The sequence below is a fragment of the Stenotrophomonas sp. PFBMAA-4 genome (assembly GCF_030053215.1).
In the GTDB taxonomy this organism is placed as follows: domain Bacteria; phylum Pseudomonadota; class Gammaproteobacteria; order Xanthomonadales; family Xanthomonadaceae; genus Stenotrophomonas.
In genome coordinates, this window is the sequence record NZ_JASGBW010000019.1 from 22,300 (window position 1) to 38,063 (window position 15,764).

A 15,764-nucleotide genomic window follows, 5' to 3' on the forward strand; every position below is an offset into this window, starting at 1 on the left:
TAGCTCCGGATTCCGGAAAACAAGCGCAGGTGGGAGCTGCGCCGGCCAGTGCCGGCGCAGCGGAAGATTCAGAGGGCGGGCACGGCGTTGCGCGGGGTCTTGGCCAGGCTGCGGAACAGCTCTGCCTCACGGGCGCGGTAAGGCGTTCCATCGGCCTTCAACAGGTCGTGGAACCAGACGGTGGGTTCTTCCATCGTGTACGGGCGCTGCCAGCTGTCCCACGGGAAGCGGGTCTGGATGGCGCCATCCACGAAGCCCCAGTTGATCATGCCGATGTTTTCGCGGCGGGCGATCGGCAGGATGGTGTCGACATTGGAACCGGCACCGCGGGCCAGCCACTCGGTGCAGATGAGCGGACGGCCATGTTTGCGCAGCTGCGCTACACGCGCCTTGAAGGCTTCGGGCTGCTCGTAGTTGTGGAAGGTGATCACATCGGACTGTTCCAGCTGGGTGCGCTGGATCGAGGTCAGCGAAGCGGCGCCCGGCGACCAGTCATCACCGATCCACACGCCGCTGGTCAGCGGCTGGGTCGGCTTCCTGCTCCGCGCCCATTCGAAGATCTTCGGCAGCAGCTCGGCAATGCGGGCCTGTTCGCCCTCCAGCTGCTTGTCCATGTAGTTGCCGCCGCCCGGGTTGTCCGGTTCGTTCCACAGGTCCCAGGCCAGCACGCGTTTGTCATCGGCGAAGGCGCCCACGACGCCCTCCACATAGCTGCGGAAGTGGGCGTCATTGGCCGGGTCCACCAGAGCATGGCGGCTGGGGCTCTGCACCCAGCCCGAGTTGTGCACGCCCGGAATGGGGCGGTGCTGGGGGCCGAGCACCGGGTCCGGATCCCAGCAGCTGTCGAACAGCACGAACATCGGGCGGATGCCGTGTTTCTGCGCGATCGTCAGGAACGTGTCGATGCGCTTGATCAGACCCTGCGGGTCCTGCTTCCACAGCAGGTCATGCAGGTATACGCGCATGGTATTCATGCCGAACTGCTCGTGTGCCCAGCCCAGCTCGCGGTCGATCGCCACCGGGTCGAAGGTCTCGGGCTGGAACATCTCCAGCTGGTTGATCGCGTTGGACGTTGCGTAGTTCGAACCGACCAGCCACTGCTGCTTTGCATACCACGCGTCGGCCTGCGCCGGGGTCCAGCGTACGGTGTCGCTCGCATGTGCCATCGGCGCGACGGCGAGCAGGGTTGCCAGCAAGGGGGAAAGCCACTTTCGCATGGGATGCATCTCCTTGGTCATGAGCTGCCCGCTCCCGGCAGGTGCCGGAAGGGCGGGGCGTGGTGCGATGTCGTCGGGTCGCGGCGGCCGCGTGTGCCTGGTCGCCGCGACGGATGCGTGACTCAGCGGCGCGCGGGGGCGTCGCGGTCGGTCGAGAACTGGTAGACGATGCGGTTCAGATAGGTCTGGCCAGGGTCCAGCCGTGACGAGCCGAACGCAGGCTGGTTCGGCGTGTCCGGGAACAGCTGCGGTTCCAGCGCAATGGCATCACCCTGGCGGTAGACCGAACCGCTCTTGCCCACGGTGCTGCCATCAAGGAAGTTGCCGGAGTAGAACTGCAGGCCCGGCTGCGTCGACAGCAGGGTCATCACCCGGCCCGAACGAGGGTCGTGGACACGGGCAACCTCACGAAGCTCTTTGCTGGGGCTGCGGCTGATCACCCAGTTGTGGTCATAGCCGTGGCCGTGCAGCAGCTGCGGCTCATCGCCTCGGCGCAGGTCGCGCCCGATGGGCTTGGCCGTGCGGAAATCAAACGCCGTGCCTTCCACGGGCTGCAGCACGCCGGTGGGAATCAGGGTGGCGTCCACGGGCGTGTAGGTGCTGGCCGGAATGGTCAGCTCGTGCTCCATGGCCGTACCCGAGCCTTCGCCTGACAGGTTCCAGTAGGCGTGGTTGCTCAGGTTGACGATGGTCGGCGCGTCGGTGGTCGCGCGGTACTCGACCAGCAGGCGGCCATTGCCCTGCAGCGTGTAGGTCGCGGTGACGGTGAGCGTGCCGGGGAAACCCTGTTCTCCATCGGCGCTGACGTGGCGCAGCGTCACGTGGTCGGCCTTGGCCTCGACCACGTCCCAGACCACCTTGTCGAAGCCACGGCTGCCGCCGTGCAGGCTGTTGGGGCCGTCATTGGTCGGCACCTGGTAGGTGTGGCCATCCAGGCTGAAGCGACCTGCGGCGATGCGGTTGGCGAAGCGACCGACCGTCGCGCCGAAATACTGTGGCTTGTCCAGGGTGGCCTGCAGCGTGCCGTCAGCGAGCAGCACATCGGCGTACGCGCCATCGCGGTCCGGCACCTGCAGCGAATGCAGTGCTGCGCCCAGGGTCAATACGGTGGCCTGCATGCCGCTGCCGTCGCGCAACTGGATCGACTCGACCCGGGTGCCATCCGCCGTGGTGCCCAGCACCGTGCGCGCCTGTCCGTGTGCGGCTGATGCAGCCGCCAGTGCCATCGCCCCGATCAGTCCCGCCGTCTTTCCCTTGCCAGCAAGCATTGCCCCAGACCCCTCTCAATGTCGTGGGCGTACAAAAACATATAATCAGACAATACGCACGTTGCGACGCAACACGACGTATTCGGCCTAGCTGGCCGCCAGTTGATGAAGCGCATGGAATCCGCGTACCACGGCATCGGCTGAAGCCACCGGACGCGATGCGATGCCCATCCCGGCCAACGCGGCCTGGTAGAGCCGGCACACCGGCGCTGATCCGATCAATGGCACGCAGGCCTGCTGCAGTTGCGGGTACAGCGCCAGCGCATCGGCGATCTCCGCACCGGCGAGCAGGCCACGCAGGTACGCGCTGCTTTCGGTGCGCGGCAGAACCCCGCGCACCACCCGTGCGCGCACGCCGAACAGCAACGTGCCCAAACCCAGCCCACCCCGCACTGCTGCACGCATGCCTTCAGCAAATGCCGGGCCGGCGTCGCCCGGTCCTTCCAGTACCGATGCCAGCAGGCCGCCGCTGGCAAGGCGGTCGAACAGCTCGCCGGACATCGCGGTCATGAAGGAGTGGACGCGGCCATCGACCAGTTCGATCCACTTGGTATGCGTGCCGGGCAGGGCAACAATCGAAGTGGCCTCGATGCCACCACCGGCGAGCAGCCCCAACAGCTCGGTCTCTTCGCCGCGCAGCACGTCCGGCGCGCCGTCGGCGGTGCGCACGCAGGCCATGCCAGGCACGATGCGCATCGACAGCGTCCCGATATGGGCAGTGACCAGGTTGCGCGCCACATCGGTCACACCGGCGGGGCAATCCACATAGCCCGCATCCACCCAGCCCACGGTGGAACCGATCATGCCGGCCGCGTAGACGTGGCCAGCGGCGGGCCAGCGCTGGCGGATCGCATCGGCGGCAGCCACCATGCCATCGCGGTCGAGGCCGGCCACGCCTGCCGGAGTCTCGAGGCTGTCGACCATCTGTCCGGATGCATCGATGAGGTAGGCACGAAGATTGCTGCTGCCCCAGTTGATGCCGATGATGCTGTGCACGTCATGCTGCATGTCCATCCCCACGTCGTGGCCGTTGCCAATTGTCCGATTATATGTTTCTGTGGCGGCCGGCTGGCAACCGGCCAGTGTGGACATCAACGGGAGGGCAGGATGGTGCAGAACACACTTCGGGTATTGCTCGCAGCGGCACTGCTGCAGGCAGCTGCAGGGGCAGCAGCAATCGAGCCGGCGCGGGACAACCCGCTGCTCGATTCCGGCCCTGATCCGTGGATCGTCCGCGACGGGCGGACCTTCTACTACATGGCCACCCACGGTGACCGCCTGGCGATCCGCGCAACCAGCGACCTCGCACACCTGGCGCAGGCCCGGGAAGTCACGGTCTGGCGCCCGCCAGCCACCGGACCCAACGCAACATCCATCTGGGCGCCCGAACTGCATCGCATCGATGGCCGCTGGTACATCTATTACACCGCTGCCGCCAGCGGCGCTGCCGAAGGCCAGGAAGATGCCCAGCGCGGCGTGTTCGTGCTGGAGAACACCAATGCCGATCCGACGAAAGGCGAATGGATTGATCGCGGGCGCCTGGCCACGGCGCATGCCGGCATCGACGGCACCACCTTCGTGATCGGTGAAAAGCGCTATTTCGTCTATTCGCCTTACGTGGGCCCCGACAGCGTGCTGGCCATCGTGGCCATGGCGAACCCGTGGACCCTGCAGGGCGAGGAGGTCATCATTGCGCGGCCGGACCAGGCGTGGGAGCGCCAGGGTGGCCGGCAGATCCTGGAAGGGCCGGAATTCCTGAAGGGCCCCAACGGCGACCTCTTCCTGACCTATTCGGGAAGCGCATGCTGGTCCGACGACTACGCGATCGGGCTGCTGCACGCGAAGGCTGGTTCCGATCCACTCGATGCCAGCGCATGGACCAAGGCGAAGGCGCCCATCCTTGCCAAGAATCCTGCAGGCAACGTGTACGCGCCGGGTCACAACGGGTTCTTCCAGGGCAGTGATGGCACCGACTGGATCATCTACCACGGCAATTCCGGTCCGGACATGGGCTGCACTGCCAAGCGCTCGCCGCGCGTCCAGCCCGTGCACTGGGACGGGAAGGGGTGGCCGGTGCTTGATCTGCCGACGGGACGTGGTGAGCGCAACTAGGCGCTCACCCTCCTGGGGCAGCGCAATGTTTTAGGTACTGCGTTACGCAGCCTCTCCCCAGGGCAGGAAGACGCCGCGGAATCGCATTTTCCCCGATGCCAGCCGGTCGTAGGCTTCGGTTGCCTGGTCCAGTGCGAAGTCTCGACCAGCGGCTTCACTTTGCCCGTGGCCGCCAGATTCAATACCTCGCTGAGGTACTGCTGGCCGCCGTGGGTCGAGCCGATCACGCGCTGGCGCATCATGTGGAAAGGCACGCCTTCTGATGAGATCGAGAACGGCTGGCTGAAGTCCAGGCCGCACAGCACGATGCGCCCATCGACCCGCAGGCCGGCCATGGCTTCTTCGGCAGAACTGAATTCATTGGTCGTTACCAGGAGCACATCGGCGCCGCCGATGTCCTTCAGTTCCTTTCCGCTGGCGACGACATGGTCGGCACCCAACTGGCGGGCGAGGGCATGCTTGTCGGCCGAATGGGTGGTGGCAATGGTTTCGAAGCCGCATGCCTTGGAAAACTGCAGCGCAACGTGCCCCAGGCCACCGATGCCAAGCACCGCGATTTTCTCATTGGGCTGGGGCGCCGCATCACGCAGGCCGCTCCACGTGGTGTAGCCGGCACACATCATCGGCGCAGCGTCCACATAGGACAGGCCGTCCGGAAGCAGAACCGTGCCCTCGGCAGAGACCGCAATGTACTGGGCATGGCCACCCTGCGCAGCGAAGCCGGTGGTACGGGGGGCCTCGCAGTTCATGGCCGTCTGGCCGGACAAGGGGCGGCTTTCGCGGCAGTAGGGGCAGCGGCCGCAGGACGACTGGACCCAGGTGGTGCCCACGCGGTCGCCTACCCGACGCGAGCGCACGCCCGCGCCGACCTCGACGACTTCGCCAACCACTTCATGCCCGGGTGTCTGGGGGTAGATGTCGCCGCCATAGCCCTGGGTCGCCCACACATCGGTGTAGCACATGCCCGACGCGTGAACCTTGACCAGTACCTGGCCCGCTTCGACCACCGGCACGGGCACGTCCTGCACCTGCCATGGACTGTTGGGGCCGGTCGTCACAACCGCTTTCATCGTCTTCATCGTCTCGATCCTGTTTCGGTTTGCGGATCCCGAGGGTTGGCACCCGCGGACAACCGTGAGCCTAGAATCGGTTTACTATCAAGACAATATCTCCAATATTTGATCTAACGATGAAAGCACTTCATTAATCGACAGGCGTTGAGATGACCGCGTTTACGGCGTTCCTGGCGGTGGCGACGCATCGCAGTTTCCGCAGCGCGGCTGCCGAGTTGAACATCACCCCGTCCGCGATCAGTCATGCAATCAAGGCGCTCGAACAGCGGTTGGGCGCACGCCTGTTCAACCGCACGACCCGCAGCGTTTCGCTGAGCGATGCGGGCGAGCGCCTGGCAGAAAAGCTGCGGCCCGCCATGGCCTCCATCGAGGAAGCCCTGCAGTCGGTCGATGCAGATGCAGACGTGCCGCGCGGCACGATCCGCATCAACGGCAGTGAAGGCGCCATCCGCCTGGTGCTGAAACCGGTGATGGCGCGATTCCTGCAGCGCTACCCGCAGGTCCACCTGGATATTGTCAGCGACGGTCGGCTGGATGACATCGTGTCGAACGGCTTCGATGCGGGCATCCGATTGGCCGAAGCAGTGCCACGGGACATGGTCGCCGTAGCCGTTACCGCTCCCATGCGCTTCGCGGTGGTCGCGTCCCCGGCGTATCTGCGGGCGCGCAGCCGCCCAATGCGCCCGCTGGATCTGCATCAGCACGACTGCATCCGTTTCCGGTTCGAAAGCGGGGCCATCTACCGCTGGGAGTTCGAGCGCCAGGGCACGACGGAGCGCGTCAATGTGTCCGGGCCCATGACCCTGACCGATCAGCCCTTGATGGTCGACGCTGCGATGGAGGGCATCGGCATCGCGTTCGTTCCCGAGCATCTGGCGGCCCAGCCGCTCGCCGAGGGTCGCCTGCTTCGGCTGCTTGAAGACTGGTGCCCCGAGTTTCCTGGCCTTGCGCTGTACTACCCGGGCCACCGGTACGTGCCGCCAGGACTGAAGGCCTTGATCAGGCTGATTCGAACTGAAGCTCCAGGCGCGCCGTTCGCAGGGGAGGCATGATGTTTCCTTCCGCGTGTCGGCTGCGCACAGGCCAGCGCGGATGCAGTGCCGCGATCACTCTGGCTGTTCGTCGCTGTTGAAGCCCGCGCCGGGTAGAGCAGGGGGATGGCCATGGCTGCCGGGTGGACGCGGCTTGCGCCGACGCAGCGGTCGCGTGCCGGCCGATTGCGCGGGATCGGCAACGATTCGGCCTGGTATCACGAACAGGATGTTTTCAGGCAGGGACGGGCTCATTGCCGCGACGTGCTGCGGGCATGCGATCTGCGCTCCGTACACGGGGACATTCCAGCAGGAGGCGGCTCGCAACGCGGCTGGATCCTGAGTGTGCTCGGTCAGAAAGGAGGTGTTGGGTCCATCAGGGCAGGCACGGTCGATCGCGTCGGCTGAAGTGCAATCAGTGGCAGCAGCACCACTTGCGGAGGCCGCAGGCGGTGGCCGGCCCACCCTCGGTGATGCCTGCTGCAATACCTTTCGACACATGAGCATCTGTACGAGCATCGCGTCGGTTTCCGGCCGACGGGGCGCTTGTGCGGCCTGCATCAGCGATGTCTCCGCGACCGCTGGCTCGGGGGACCTGGCCTGCGCCTTCACCAGAGCCGGAAAGTCCGAAGTGGGGCAGGCACGCAGATGCGTGTTCTTCCGTTCCACGTTCGGCAGCAGGGCAGGCGTTGTCGCCGTCAGGGTACGAACGCTGGTCATGAAGTTGCCCTCGGTCAGGTAGCCACGCATGACTCAACGTGCCGAGCGCGCCGGGTGGCCGGGCATCAACACTTCGGGTCGTTGATTGCCAGCCTACCAACTGGTAGATTGGATCGCAACGCAGAGCAGGCACCGCCATGAACCAGACCCCTGAAAGACAGAGCGCAACCGGGCTTGAATTCCTCCGCAACGCAATGGCAGCGGGTGGCCTGGGCAAGGGCATCGGCCAGACGCTCGGACTCTCGATTGATGCCGTTGACGACGGCCAAGTGACCTTGAGCGGCGCGCCAGGCCTGGAGCATGCCAACCCGATGGGCGCTGTCCATGGCGGCTACCTCGCGACCCTGCTCGACGGCGCCATGGCGCTGGCCGTGCAGACGCAGCTCGACATCGGCACGCGCTATGCGACCACGGACTTGAACATCACCTACGTCAAGGGCGTGGCACCAGGCCAAGCGGTCGTCCGTTGCGTCGGCGCCGTTCTCCATCTGGGACGAACGATGGCTCTCGCGGAGGCCAAGGTAGTTGACGACGCGGGGAAGCTCTACGCGCATGCAACAGCGACCTTCGCCATTGCTGATCTTCACCCGTGACGCTGCCGGCCCGTACCCTCTCCCATCCTCAATAAATCTGCGTCCGTAGTTTACGAGCGGCTCAGTCCATGCGATTACGGCGAGTCATTCCGCCTGGTCGTCATCATTGTCGACAACGTTCCACAAGGAACCATCGAGCTTGTACCACGTGTATTTTCCGATCCGCTTGCCCTCCTTATAGGTTCCTTCCTCTTTGAGCAGGCCTGAGCTCCACCAGCTCCTGTAGGGGCCATGAAGCTCTCCATCTTGAAGGGTGGCACACAGAAGCAATACGCCATCTTTCGACCACTCCCGAAGCACCCCATTCTTCTGGCCATTCCTATACTCGAACTGACAAAGTAATTCACCGATCTCGTACCAACATTCAAAGGGGCCGACCCATTGTCCATCAGCTCGGGCTCCACGGGACCGCAGGGCTCCTGAGATGAAGTAGCTCTCTGCCGTTTTAAACCTTTTATCTTTCATGAGTGCCGCCTTGCGGAATTCGTGCCGTGACCATTCTGGTGGCTCATCGGCAGCTGTCCCTTTGTTTGCGACGCCAATGAGAGCCTAATCCGCGGAGATGTCAGAAGACCTCCAGAGCGACCCGTCTACTTTGTACCAGTTGTAACTTCCGACTCTTTTTCCAGAGTGAAAATTCCCCTCTTCCTTAACGAGCCCTGAGTCCCGCCAGTTCTTGTATGGGCCGTGAAAATGGCCATCTTGGAGGGTGGCGCAGAGAAGCAGTAGCCCGTCTTTTGACCATTCACGGAGGACTCCGTTCTTTAACCCATTCCTATATTCAAACTCAGAAAACGGTGCGCCACTTTCGTGCCAGCGTTGAAAAACGCCATGCCACCGCCCGTCGACCATGGTGCCACGAGACTGGATTCTTCCAGATGGATAGTATGTATCGACCGTTTCTATTTTTTTTCTGTCATCGGAAATATCCTAGGGGAAGCCGTCTTCCGACCATGGCGGCGGATCATGGTCAGATTGGCCCTTGTTGGCGACGCACAGATTGCGACGATCCGCCGCTCGTGTCAGACATGCTCGATACCAGCGATCAGGGCCCTTGCTTGTTCCCAAGCCTCTCGACCTGTCGCACGACACATCTTCCTCACTGCAGCCATGGCTCGGTCCGTCTATGCGAGATTCTTGACAGAGCCTACTCCTTGGCAATGCTCGAAGTTCTCCAGACCGAGCCATCTGTGTCGTACCAGGTGTAACGTCCGATTCGTTTTCCTGCTCTGTACGTTCCTTCCTCTTTGGGCAAGCCTGAGTTCCACCAGCTCTTGAAAGGCCCATCAAACTCGCCGTCTTTTACGGTGGCAGACATTAGCAAAAGCCCGTCTTCTGCCCACTCCCGGATCATTCCATTCAACTGGCCATTCACGTACTCTCTCTCAGTGAAAAGTGCGCCGTTCTCGTGCCAGCGTCGAAAGATACCCATCCACCGCCCATCGACCTGTGTTCCTCGGGACTCGAGCTTCCCAGAAGGAAAATAATTTTCCACCAATTTAGTTTCGGGATTTTTCATGGGTAGCATCCTAACGAAGGTCGCTTGGTGACCAAGGTTGCGGCTCTCCGTCGATTTGACCCTTGTTGCCGACGCAGAGGTTGCGACGGTCCGCCGCTTGGGTCAGAGATGCTCGATGCCAGCGGTCAGGGTCTCTCACCGCGCCGTATCCTCTTCGCTTCACAGAGGAGCTGCCCCCCCCGCCGTTTGCCATCGGCTCAGTCCATGCGGTTGCGGCAGGTCAATTGGCCTGCTAGTCATCATTATCGACTACGTTCCATATGGAGCCATCGAGCTTGTACCACGTGTACTTTCCGATCCGCTTGCCGTCTTTAAAAGTGCCTTCTTCCTTTAACAGACCTGAACTCCACCAGCTCTTGTACGGACCATCGAATTCACCGTCCTTGACGGTTGCAGACAACGTCATCACCCCGTCCACGGTCCATTGTCGAAGCAGCCCGTTCATCAGCCCATGCCGGTACTCAGCTTGGGAGAATAGCGGGCCGGTTTCATGCCAGCGCTCAAAGAGGGCATGCCATTGCCCGTTGACCTGGGTGCCACGCGACTCGATTCTTCCCGAAGGAAAATAGTTCTCCACCACCTTTGCGCTTGAACTTGTCATGGATTGAACTCTACCGGAGGTCGCGATCAGACCACTCATCAGGTTCTCCGCCTGTTTGTCCCTTGTTGGTACGCAAAAGTTGCGACGGTCCCCTGCTTGCGTCACGCAAGCTCGATAAAAGCGATATGAACCGTTAACTGCTCAGAGTTGCCGCCGGATGTCGTACGCCATCATTTGGCCTACTGGTCATGATCTTCGACTATGTTCCATATGGAACCATCGAGCTTGTACCACGTGTATTTTCGGATCCGCTTGCCCTCTTTAAAGGTTCCTTCCTCTTTGAGGAGGCCCGAGCTCCACCAGCTCCAGTAGGGGCCATGAAGCTCTCCATCTTGAAGGGTGGCACACAGAAGCAATACGCCATCTTTCGACCACTCCCGAAGCACTCCGTTCTTCTGGCCATTCCTATACTCGAACTGACAAAGTAATTCGCCGCTCTCGTACCAACATTCAAAGGGGCCGACCCATTGTCCATCAGCTTGGGTTCCACGGGACCGCAGGGCTCCTGAGATGAAGTAGCTCTCTGCCGTTTTAAACCTTTTATATTTCATGAGTGCCGCCTTGCGGAATTCGTGCCGTGACCATTCTGGTGGCTCATCGGCAGCTTTCCCTTTGTTTGCGACGCCAATGAGAGCTTAATCCGCGGAGATGTCAGAAGACCTCCAGAGCGATCCGTCTACTTTGTACCAGTTGTACCTTCCGACTCTTTTTCCAGAGTGAAAATTTCCCTCTTCCTTAACAAGTCCTGAGTCCCACCAGCTCTTGTATGGGCCGTGAAAATGGCCATCTTGAAGGGTGGCGCAGAGAAGCAGTATCCCGTCTTTTGACCATTCACGGAGGACTCCGTTCTTTAACCCATTCCTATATTCAAACTCAGAAAACGGTGCGCCACTTTCGTACCAGCGTTGAAAAACGCCATGCCACCGTCCGTCGACCATGGTGCCACGAGACTGGATTCTTCCAGATGGATAGTACGTCTCGATCGTTTCTATTTTTTTTTCTGTCATCGGAAATATCCTAGGGGAAGTCGTCTTCTGACCATGGCAGCGGTTCATGGTCGGACTGGCCCTTGTTGGCGACGCACAGATTGCGACGATCTGCAGCGCGCGTGAGGCACGCTCGATACCAGCGATCAGGATCTTTGCTCGGCCCCAAGCCTCTCCACCTGTCGCACGAAACCTCTTCTCTATCGTAGCGCCTGTAGCACTCGTCGGTATTGTCTTCATCGCTCGGGCAGATTGCCAACCCCGTGAGATATCCATAGAAACTGCCGACGACCGAGCCCGCTGCACCTCCCGCACTGCTGCCGGCTAGAGCACCGCCTGCCCCGCAGCCGACTGTGCCGACGCCGGGGGCGAAAAGCGTGCATCCCGCCCCACCACCAACGCCACCTGCAATGCCGCCGCCGGCGTAACCGATATAGCCGCCGATGACACCTCCGCTGATGGTGCACGACGCCATGCAGACCTGATCCTTTGCTTGGCCTGTGCTGTCCGTATACAGAAGGGGGTTGGACTCGACATAGCTGTAAGTGCTGATGCCTCCCGCCAGGCCAATGGGGTCACTCTGCAGATACCGGCCTGTAGCGGGCTCATACTCACGTGCGTAGTTATGGTGAAGACCGCTATAGGGGTCGTACCGCTGTCCCGCGAAGCGCATGTTGAACGTGAACGGCGTACCGTCCGCATCCGGATCCTCGCTGGGTCCGTCGCTGCCAAATGCCTCGCCTCTGCTGTCCCACGACCAGACCGCAACGTTGCGTGCAACCTCGATGACCGCGCGCGGCGAGCCGAGCTGATCCGGCTCGATGTAGTGCAGGCGATTCGAAGACGCTGCGGTGCCAACCAATACACCCACGGGCAGGTCGCCCAGCCAGATCACCTGTTGGATCGGCGCGCCCGTGGCATCGTAGTCACCCAGCCAGTGGCCGCTTTCGTCGTGGACGCTGTAGGTCGTGGTGGTGGTCCCCAGGTAGCTTCGCACCCGCTCACCACGGCCGTTGTATGCGTACTGTTGGATCGCCTGGCCGCTCTGCTTCACCTGTATCAATCGATTGAACGGGTCGAAGACGAACTCTCTATCCGTGCCGTCAATGGAGGCCGTGTTGCCAACGGCGTCGTAGTTCCGGGATACCCCATCTACCGAGAGAAGGCGATGGCTGTCAGCCGGGTACGCGTAACCGTCGGTCCCTCCAGCGTTGGTGAATGATGTGCGGTTTCCCGTAGCGTCGTGGCCATAGCGCTCGATCGCGGTTCCTGTTGCCCCATCCCGGAATGCAACCAGACGATTGAGGGCGTCGTAGTCGTAGGTGGCAAGCGCCGGAGATTCATGGCCAGCGGTGTGCAGGCCGGTAAGGTTGCCAGTGGCGTCGTAGGCGTAACCTGCATCCAGGCCGTCCCGGTCGACATCGCTCAGCGAGATGGTGCGGTAGTTCCGGTCATGGGCTCGGACCAGGGTCCGACCATTACCATAGCTCCAGCCTGCCGCAGGTCCGAATGGGTAGTACGTGACACCGGACAGCAGCACCTCGCGGCTGGCGCCGGGCGATGTAACGCCTATCTCCGAGATGCGGCCCTCGGGATCACGGACGTAATCAACCAAGGTGCCATCTGGGTAGGTGATGGCTTGGAGCTTTCCACCCAAGCTGTAGGCGTAGCGAGCTGCGAAGCTATGGCTGCCGGTTACCTGGGTCTTGCGTACGATGCGGCCGAAGCGGTCGTAGCAGTATCCCGTCGTGCCGCTGGCATCCACGATCTGGCTCAGATAGCCAGAGGCAAAGGTCTCGCCCGTTGCACACTCAGTTGGCGCGGCATCATAGAGGTAGGACGTGTCCAGCGCAGGCGCACCGGCAACTGCAACGCGGGTCAGTCGTTTGAGCGCGTCATAGCGGTAGGCCAATGCCTGCCCACGGGCGTCTGTCACGCCGTCGCGATTGCCTGCGCTGTCATAGCTGTAACGGGTGGTGCCTGTATCTGGACTGCTCAGCTGCAGCAGGTCGCCTAGTGCGTTGTATGCGTAGTGTGTCTGCAGCCCCTTTGGGTCAGTGACCTGTACGAGCCGATTCAACGGGTTGTAGATGTAATGCGTAGCGGCGGCGATTCCGCCGGCATCCTGCGTGGTCTGCCTGAGGCGGTTCTGTGCGTCGTACTCACGGCGTTCAGTGCGGCCCAATGCATCCGTCATCGCCGTAATGTTGCCGTTGTCGTCGTACGTGAAATCCGTCGGGTTGCTGGACGCATCGGCGACGGTCGCAAGCCGCCCGTTCAGGTCGTAGATGCGCGACAGGCTGCGTTGCACTCTCTGGGCCGGGTCGTGGGTCTCCTCCGCAATGCGGTTGCCCGCCGTATCCAGGGTGTAGGCGATGTAGCCGCCACTGTTGTCGGTGAGGCGTACCAGTCGATGCGCGGCATCGTAGGAGAACGCCAGCGAGTCGCCGTCGGGCTGGGTGATCTGCTCGACCAGGCCGGTTGGCCGGTAGTCGGTGCGCGTTATGCGGTCATCACTCTCGGTGCTATCGTCCGGACCTCGCACTTTCTCCGCTGTCATCCAGCCGCGCGGATGGTATTCGTAGTTCGTCTCTACACCGTTCGGATCGACGGAGGACAATCGTCGCCCCGCGCCGTCGTAGGTCGGGAAGGCTGTGGTGCGCCCCAGCGGATCGATGATCTTCCATAGATCACCCTTGCGATAGGCGCATGCCGTCGGGGCAACCTTGCAATCGCCGTGGTCGGTCTGATGGTAGACGTAGGTCGTCGTGTCGCTGATGTCGGTACGCGGGCCCTTGGTGCTGATCGGCAAGCCAACCAGCGGACAGGTGCCGGTGCTTGCGTCAGCGGGCTCGCAGTAGGTCGTCGTCGTTGTGCGACTGATGGATGTTTCCGGATCCCTGCGAGTCTCGGTGAGTACCTGGCCACGGCTGTTGTAAGTGAAGCTGGTCTCAGCAACGAGCGTGTCCGCCGCGTCATAGGTTCGCCGTGCGATGGGCTGGCGGAAGCTGGCATGCCAGTCTGTCTGGATTGTGCGCTTGCTGCCGCCGAAGTCGTTGGCTGCCTCGATCCGCTGGGTCTGCAGTCCGCGAGCGTTGTAGGCATAGCGGGTAACGTTGCCCCTGAAGTCCGTCCTGCTGGCGGGATATCCGTTGCTGTCGTAAGTGCGTGCCGCGGCAACACTGGCACAGTCGTCGCAAGGCGCATCCAGCGATGCGAGTCGCGCAACTCCGTGATCGACGCCAAACGCGTAGCGTCTGGCATTGCCGAGGCTGTCGGTGATCGTGGTGCTGCCGTCCTTGTTGAACTGCAGTTCGACCCGGTCTGCGGTTCCGGAAGCGAAGGGACCGTGCACGCTGAGCACGCCACGCCGCTGGGCGTCATAGGCCCAGCTTGCGTAACGGTTGTTGTCCTCATCGGTGATGCCGGTTAGCAGGTGCGGCTGCGCCACCCCTCCGGTCTGGCCAGGCTCGCTGTAGTGATAGAGACGCGTCGCCGGGCCTGACCGTGGCGAGGGGTAGGTCACGCTGGTCAGGTCGCTGCCGGTGTAGGCGTAGGTGATGACCGCCCCGGCGCTGTCGGTCAGACTCGTCAGGCGATCGCTTGTGTAGCCGAACACCAGTGACCGTCCCTGCGGGTCTGTAACGCGTTGAACGTACGGCGAGATGCCCGCGCCGGCGGCATAGGACAGCGTCTGCACGAGCCCGTCGCGCGAGGTGATGGAGTGCAGGCGGCCGAGTTCGTTATAGGCTTCGACGGAATCGTCCGCACGGCGATAGCTTGCCGAAGCCAGTGACCCTCCTGTCAGGATGACGGTCAGTCTCTCCGGAACATCGCTACCTGCAGTCCATTCGCCATTGACAAGGCTGAAGGTCTGAATGGCGCCATTGGCTCGATGCGCTCGGAGGCGTACGACCGATCCGGCGGCGTCGGTGACCGGTTCGAGTCGGGTTGCATAGTTGTGGCTCCAGCCAATGCCGATAGGAAGCGCTCGGCTGTCCGGCACGCGATGGCTGTTGTAGACGCGAACGAACTGCAGTGGGAATGCTCCCGCTCCAACGTAGTCCGTCTCCTGCTGACGCTTGTTGCCGGTAGCGCTGGCTATGGGGTTGGATGCATTGCCTCCGTCGGCGGGGCAGTTGCTGTCGCACTTGGGTATGCCGCACTGACCGGTGTCCGGGTCGGCGAGGCCGCTGAGCGGGCAGGGCGGTCTTGCGCCGCGTGGGCCGTAGACGAATGTGTTCACAATTTCGACGGGCAGCCACGAATTGAACTGGCGGCGTTGAAGTTGGCCCCGGCATATGGCTTCGCCATCGAGGTATGGTCCGACGGAAACAGCGGCGTAGCGATGCGGTAACGCGCTCTTTGCACGATGGCCATCCAGGCGGCGTTCCAGTTCGCCGGTGACGCAGGCCTCTTCTGCTGTGGGGTAGTGGGGCTCGCTGTCGTTGAAGCGGGAGTCGAGCCAGTAGGTCTCGGCCTGCACCGCGAAGCTGAGCAGAAGTGTGGACGCCATACCGAAGCGCACCGCCACGCGTTGTATCGCCAGAAGTCCCTGCATCGCCATACTCCTTCATGGGTCACGACAGACTCGGCCGAGCTGTTGATATCAGTTGTGTCCTGGCACTTCGCGCAGTCAACCAT

At 62.3% G+C, this 15,764-nt stretch carries 12 protein-coding genes; 3 read left to right on the forward strand and 9 right to left on the reverse strand.

What is annotated here, in order from left to right; translation table 11 throughout:
• Positions 1-68 precede the first annotated feature (68 nt).
• The 3 genes from QMZ26_RS12905 to QMZ26_RS12915 form a co-directional block, all read right to left on the reverse strand.
• Complete coding sequence (locus tag QMZ26_RS12905; protein ID WP_283221686.1) at positions 69-1,217, reverse strand: cellulase family glycosylhydrolase; 1,149 nt, start codon at positions 1,215-1,217, stop codon at positions 69-71.
• A 122-nt stretch (positions 1,218-1,339) separates the two neighbouring features.
• A complete protein-coding gene (locus QMZ26_RS12910) occupies positions 1,340-2,443 on the reverse strand; it encodes an aldose epimerase family protein (protein ID WP_283221687.1) in 1,104 nt (367 codons plus the stop codon).
• A 129-nt stretch (positions 2,444-2,572) separates the two neighbouring features.
• Positions 2,573-3,499, reverse strand: a complete 927-nt coding sequence (locus QMZ26_RS12915; RefSeq protein ID WP_283221688.1) for a 2-dehydro-3-deoxygalactonokinase — start codon at positions 3,497-3,499, stop codon at positions 2,573-2,575.
• Here QMZ26_RS12915 and QMZ26_RS12920 point away from each other — a divergent pair.
• On the forward strand, positions 3,485-4,597 hold the full coding sequence (locus tag QMZ26_RS12920; protein ID WP_283221689.1) for a glycoside hydrolase family 43 protein: 1,113 nt from the start codon (positions 3,485-3,487) through the stop codon (positions 4,595-4,597). The two genes, QMZ26_RS12915 and QMZ26_RS12920, sit on opposite strands and share 15 nt — an antisense overlap.
• On the opposite strand, the gene QMZ26_RS12925 is transcribed toward QMZ26_RS12920, so the two are convergent.
• Positions 4,594-5,676, reverse strand: coding sequence for an alcohol dehydrogenase catalytic domain-containing protein (locus QMZ26_RS12925; protein ID WP_283221690.1), 1,083 nt, complete (start codon positions 5,674-5,676; stop codon positions 4,594-4,596). The genes QMZ26_RS12920 and QMZ26_RS12925 overlap by 4 nt on opposite strands.
• A gap of 143 nt (positions 5,677-5,819) precedes the next feature.
• Between QMZ26_RS12925 and QMZ26_RS12930 the strand changes: the two genes are divergently transcribed.
• Positions 5,820-6,722: a LysR family transcriptional regulator gene (locus QMZ26_RS12930; protein ID WP_283221691.1), complete on the forward strand. Its 903-nt coding sequence runs from the start codon at positions 5,820-5,822 to the stop codon at positions 6,720-6,722.
• A 54-nt stretch (positions 6,723-6,776) separates the two neighbouring features.
• Here the strand turns inward: QMZ26_RS12930 and QMZ26_RS12935 are convergent, their stop codons facing one another.
• On the reverse strand, positions 6,777-7,451 hold the full coding sequence (locus tag QMZ26_RS12935; protein ID WP_283221692.1) for a hypothetical protein: 675 nt from the start codon (positions 7,449-7,451) through the stop codon (positions 6,777-6,779).
• Positions 7,452-7,558: 107 nt separating this feature from the next.
• Here QMZ26_RS12935 and QMZ26_RS12940 point away from each other — a divergent pair, with 107 nt between their 5' ends.
• A complete protein-coding gene (locus QMZ26_RS12940; RefSeq protein WP_283221693.1) occupies positions 7,559-8,014 on the forward strand; it encodes a PaaI family thioesterase in 456 nt (151 codons plus the stop codon).
• Between the two features lie 84 nt (positions 8,015-8,098).
• Here the strand turns inward: QMZ26_RS12940 and QMZ26_RS12945 are convergent, their stop codons facing one another.
• The 4 genes from QMZ26_RS12945 to QMZ26_RS12960 all read right to left on the reverse strand — a co-directional run bounded on the left by QMZ26_RS12945 (position 8,099) and on the right by QMZ26_RS12960 (position 15,681).
• Positions 8,099-8,479, reverse strand: coding sequence for a hypothetical protein (locus QMZ26_RS12945; protein ID WP_283221694.1), 381 nt, complete (start codon positions 8,477-8,479; stop codon positions 8,099-8,101).
• Between the two features lie 682 nt (positions 8,480-9,161).
• Positions 9,162-9,533, reverse strand: a complete 372-nt coding sequence (locus QMZ26_RS12950) for a hypothetical protein (RefSeq protein ID WP_283221695.1) — start codon at positions 9,531-9,533, stop codon at positions 9,162-9,164.
• 232 nt (positions 9,534-9,765) lie between these two features.
• Positions 9,766-10,173, reverse strand: coding sequence for a hypothetical protein (locus tag QMZ26_RS12955; RefSeq protein ID WP_283221696.1), 408 nt, complete (start codon positions 10,171-10,173; stop codon positions 9,766-9,768).
• Positions 10,174-11,151: 978 nt separating this feature from the next.
• Positions 11,152-15,681, reverse strand: a complete 4,530-nt coding sequence (locus QMZ26_RS12960) for an RHS repeat-associated core domain-containing protein (RefSeq protein ID WP_283221697.1) — start codon at positions 15,679-15,681, stop codon at positions 11,152-11,154.
• Positions 15,682-15,764 lie beyond the last annotated feature (83 nt).